Annotated in this window: 5 protein-coding genes; 1 reads left to right on the top strand and 4 read right to left on the bottom strand. The window is 33.0% G+C overall.

Features of this window, described 5'->3' with window-relative positions; genetic code table 11:
* On the top strand, positions 1-595 hold a 595-nt coding region (locus B3J44_RS14620), incomplete at its 5' end, for a carbohydrate-binding family 9-like protein (protein WP_286969224.1).
* 150 nt (positions 596-745) lie between these two features.
* Here B3J44_RS14620 and hisIE read toward each other — a convergent pair.
* From hisIE to hisH, 4 genes are all read right to left on the bottom strand, one after another.
* Positions 746-1,342: a bifunctional phosphoribosyl-AMP cyclohydrolase/phosphoribosyl-ATP diphosphatase HisIE gene (hisIE, locus tag B3J44_RS14615; protein ID WP_286969222.1), complete on the bottom strand. Its 597-nt coding sequence runs from the start codon at positions 1,340-1,342 to the stop codon at positions 746-748.
* A gap of 44 nt (positions 1,343-1,386) precedes the next feature.
* Positions 1,387-2,142, bottom strand: coding sequence for an imidazole glycerol phosphate synthase subunit HisF (gene hisF / locus B3J44_RS14610; protein WP_286969220.1), 756 nt, complete (start codon positions 2,140-2,142; stop codon positions 1,387-1,389).
* 82 nt (positions 2,143-2,224) lie between these two features.
* On the bottom strand, positions 2,225-2,950 hold the full coding sequence (gene hisA, locus B3J44_RS14605) for a 1-(5-phosphoribosyl)-5-[(5-phosphoribosylamino)methylideneamino]imidazole-4-carboxamide isomerase (RefSeq protein WP_286969219.1): 726 nt from the start codon (positions 2,948-2,950) through the stop codon (positions 2,225-2,227).
* 86 nt (positions 2,951-3,036) lie between these two features.
* Positions 3,037-3,618: an imidazole glycerol phosphate synthase subunit HisH gene (hisH, locus tag B3J44_RS14600; protein ID WP_286969218.1), complete on the bottom strand. Its 582-nt coding sequence runs from the start codon at positions 3,616-3,618 to the stop codon at positions 3,037-3,039.
* Between the last annotated feature and the right edge of the window lies 1 nt (position 3,619).

The following is a 3,619-nucleotide window of genomic DNA, read 5'->3' as shown; positions in this document are numbered from 1 at the left end:
TGGAGATTTAAAAGAGTGGAAAACGCCTTTTCTTGGCCCTTTCGTAATTCATAATTCTGGAGAAAAAGCTTTGCAAAATACTTTTGTTTCACTTTCGTGGAATAACAAAAACTTATACTTAGCCTACAAATGCATTGATTCACAAATTATTGGATCACCTCAAAAAAAAGATTCTCAGATATTTAATACTGATGATTTAGTCGAAATATTTCTTGATCCAGATGGAGACGGTCAGAATTATATTGAAATTGGAGTGAATGCATTTTCTACAAATTATGATTTGATTTTAAAATGCATTTCGCCAGAATGTGGCGGATGGAATACTGCAATGGATTTTGATATAAAAGGTTTAGAATCTGTAAGCAAAATGACTCCAGAAGGCTATTCGGTTGAAATTAAAATTCCGGTTTCTAGTCTAGAAAATATTGAAAACGGCGGTTTTTCGAAACCTAAAGTCGGAACAAAATGGAAAGGAAATGCTTTTAGAATTGATTACGGTAATACAACTGAATATCTTGCTTTACAACCTTATAAGAGTTTAATTTTTGGTTTTCATCAGCCTCAAGAGTTTGCAGTTTTTGAGTTTGTGGAATGATTTGTTTTTGCTTAACTGTTTATTTATATAATTGCTTAATTGTGTCATTTCGACCGAAGGGAGAAATCACACTCATAAATCGACAAAGATTGAAGATATTCTATGCGGAATTTCTAGTGTGATTTCTCCCTTCGGTCGAAATGACAAGCTTTACTTCTGACGTTTCTTCAAAACTTCAACGACATCATTTAACTGAAACCCTTTTGCTTGTAATAAAATCAAATAATGAAAAAGCAAATCAGCACTTTCGCTAAGAAATAAATCGTCATTATTATCTTTTGCTTCAATAACTACTTCTACAGCTTCTTCACCTACTTTTTGAGCAATTTTATTGATTCCCTTTTCAAATAAAGAAGCCACATAACTTTTCTCTGAATCAGCATTTTCTCTTCGTGTTTTGACTGTATTTTCTAATTGAGAAATAAAACCGTAATTGGCTTGATTTGGTTCTTGCCAACACGTATCTGCGCCTGTATGACAAGTCGGCCCAATAGGTTTTGCTTGAATCAAAAGCGTATCACCATCACAATCGTTTTTAATACTTACCAATTCTAAAAAGTTACCACTCTCCTCGCCTTTTGTCCAAAGTCTTTGTTTGGAACGGCTAAAGAAAGTTACCTTTTGTATTTCTATTGTTTTTTGAAGCGATTCTTCGTTCATATAACCCAGCATCAAAACATTTTTTGTTTCTGAATCCTGAATGATAGCCGGAATTAATCCGTGTGCGCTTTTGATATCGATTTCCATAATTTTAGTCTAAAGTTTTAAAGTCCAAAGTCTTAAAGTTAAAACTATAATCGAACTTCTATATTGTTATTTCTTAATTCTTGTTTCAATGCTTTGATTTCGATTTCTTTAAAGTGAAAAACACTCGCCGCCAAAGCCGCATCTGCTTTTCCTTCTTTAAACGAATCTACAAAATGCTGTATATTTCCTGCACCTCCCGAAGCAATAATTGGAATATTTACCAGTTCTGAAAGTTTCGCTAAAGCCTTATTTGCAAAACCATTTTTAGTTCCATCATTATCCATTGAAGTAAAAAGGATTTCTCCTGCACCACGTTCAGCAACTTCAACAGCCCAATCGAATAAATTTAATTCAGTCGGAACTTTTCCGCCGACTAGATGTACAATCCATTGTCCGTCAATTTGTTTAGCATCAATTGCTACGACAACACATTGGCTTCCAAATTTCTGAGCCAAATCATTAATCAATTGCGGATTTTTTACTGCCGATGAATTGATCGAAACTTTATCTGCTCCGTTATTCAGCAGAATATCAACATCTTCAACAGATGAAATTCCGCCGCCAACTGTAAAAGGAATATTGATTTTTTCAGCTACGCTTCGCACCATATTTACAAGCGTTTTACGTCTTTCTTCTGTTGCAGAAATATCTAGAAAAACCAATTCGTCTGCGCCTTCTCTCGAATAAATTTCAGCCAATTCTACAGGATCTCCTGCATCACGCAAATCAACGAAATTAACGCCTTTTACAGTTCTTCCGTTTTTTATATCCAAGCAAGGTATTATTCTTTTTGCTAACATGTTTCTAATGTGTTAATTAGATAATTAGTCAATTAGATAATTTTCTGCATTTGCTAAACCATTATCTAATTTTCTAATTAACTCATTTTCTAATTATAAAATCCTCTAGTTGTTTCAAAGTGATTCTTCCCTCGTAAATTGCTTTTCCGATAATAGTTCCTTCACAGCCTAATTCTGCAAGTTTTGGTAATTCTTCGAAAGTTGAAATTCCTCCAGAAGCAATTAGTTTTACACCTTTTGCTTCTGCCAAAATTTTACTGTACAAATCAAAACTTGGACCTTGAAGCATTCCGTCTTTTGCAATATCGGTACAAATAACATACTGAATTCCTTTTGATTGATAATCCTGAATAAAAGGAACTAAATCTTCATTAGATTCTTCTAACCAGCCGGAAACTGCTATTTTTTCATCTTTTGCATCAGCGCCCAAAATAATTTTTTCTGAACCATATTCTGAAATCCATTTTTCGAAAATTGTTCTGTTTTTTACGGCAATACTTCCGCCTGTAATTTGATTTGCGCCACTTTCAAAAGCAATTCTTAAATCATCATCTGATTTTAATCCACCACCAAAATCAATTTTTAAATTGGTTTGCGTAGCAATTTGTTCTAAAATCTTATAATTGACAATTTTGCTCGATTTTGCACCGTCAAGATCTACTAAATGCAGGTATTCAATTCCGTGTGCTTCAAATGATTTTGCCACTTCAAGCGGATTTTCATTGTAAATTATTTTAGTATCATAATCACCTTTGGACAAACGAACACATTTTCCTTCAATGATATCTATGGCTGGTATTATTCTCATTTTAATTTAGTCTTAAAGTTTGAAAGTCTAAAGTCATAAAGTCTTTTTGATTTTCAAAATTGATAATTTGATTGATATTTGAATTTTTACATTTTTAAAAAATTACCTAGAATCTTTTCTCCGACATCACCGCTCTTTTCTGGGTGAAATTGTGTTCCGTAAAAATTATCTTTTTGTAATGCCGATGCATATTCTACGTCATAATTGGTTGTAGAAACAGCATATTCGCAATTTGGTGCGTAAAAACTGTGAACCAAATACATGAATTCATTTTCAGAAATTCCTTTGAATAAATTGGTTTTTAAATCATAAATCTGATTCCAACCCATTTGTGGTACTTTTACATTGTTTGAAAATTTTACAACATCAACATCAAAAATGCCTAAACCTTTGGTATTTCCTTCTTCTGTTTTATTGCACATTAACTGCATTCCCAAGCAAATTCCTAAAACTGGCTGTTTTAATTCTGAAATCAAACTGTCTAAACCACTTTCACGAAGTTTTGCCATAGCCGAACTCGCTTCGCCCACACCAGGAAAAATCACTTTATCTGCCGATTTGATTTCATCTGGATTATTACTCAAAACAGCTTTAAAACCTAATCTTTCAATAGCAAACATAATGCTCTGAATATTTCCTGCTCCGTAATTTATAATTACTATTTTCATT

Source organism: Flavobacterium sp. UBA4854, from assembly GCF_002399805.1.
GTDB lineage: Bacteria > Bacteroidota > Bacteroidia > Flavobacteriales > Flavobacteriaceae > Flavobacterium > Flavobacterium ginsengisoli.
The sequence above is the reverse complement of the archived record's forward strand: the minus strand, read 5'-3'. Positions and strand labels throughout refer to the sequence as shown.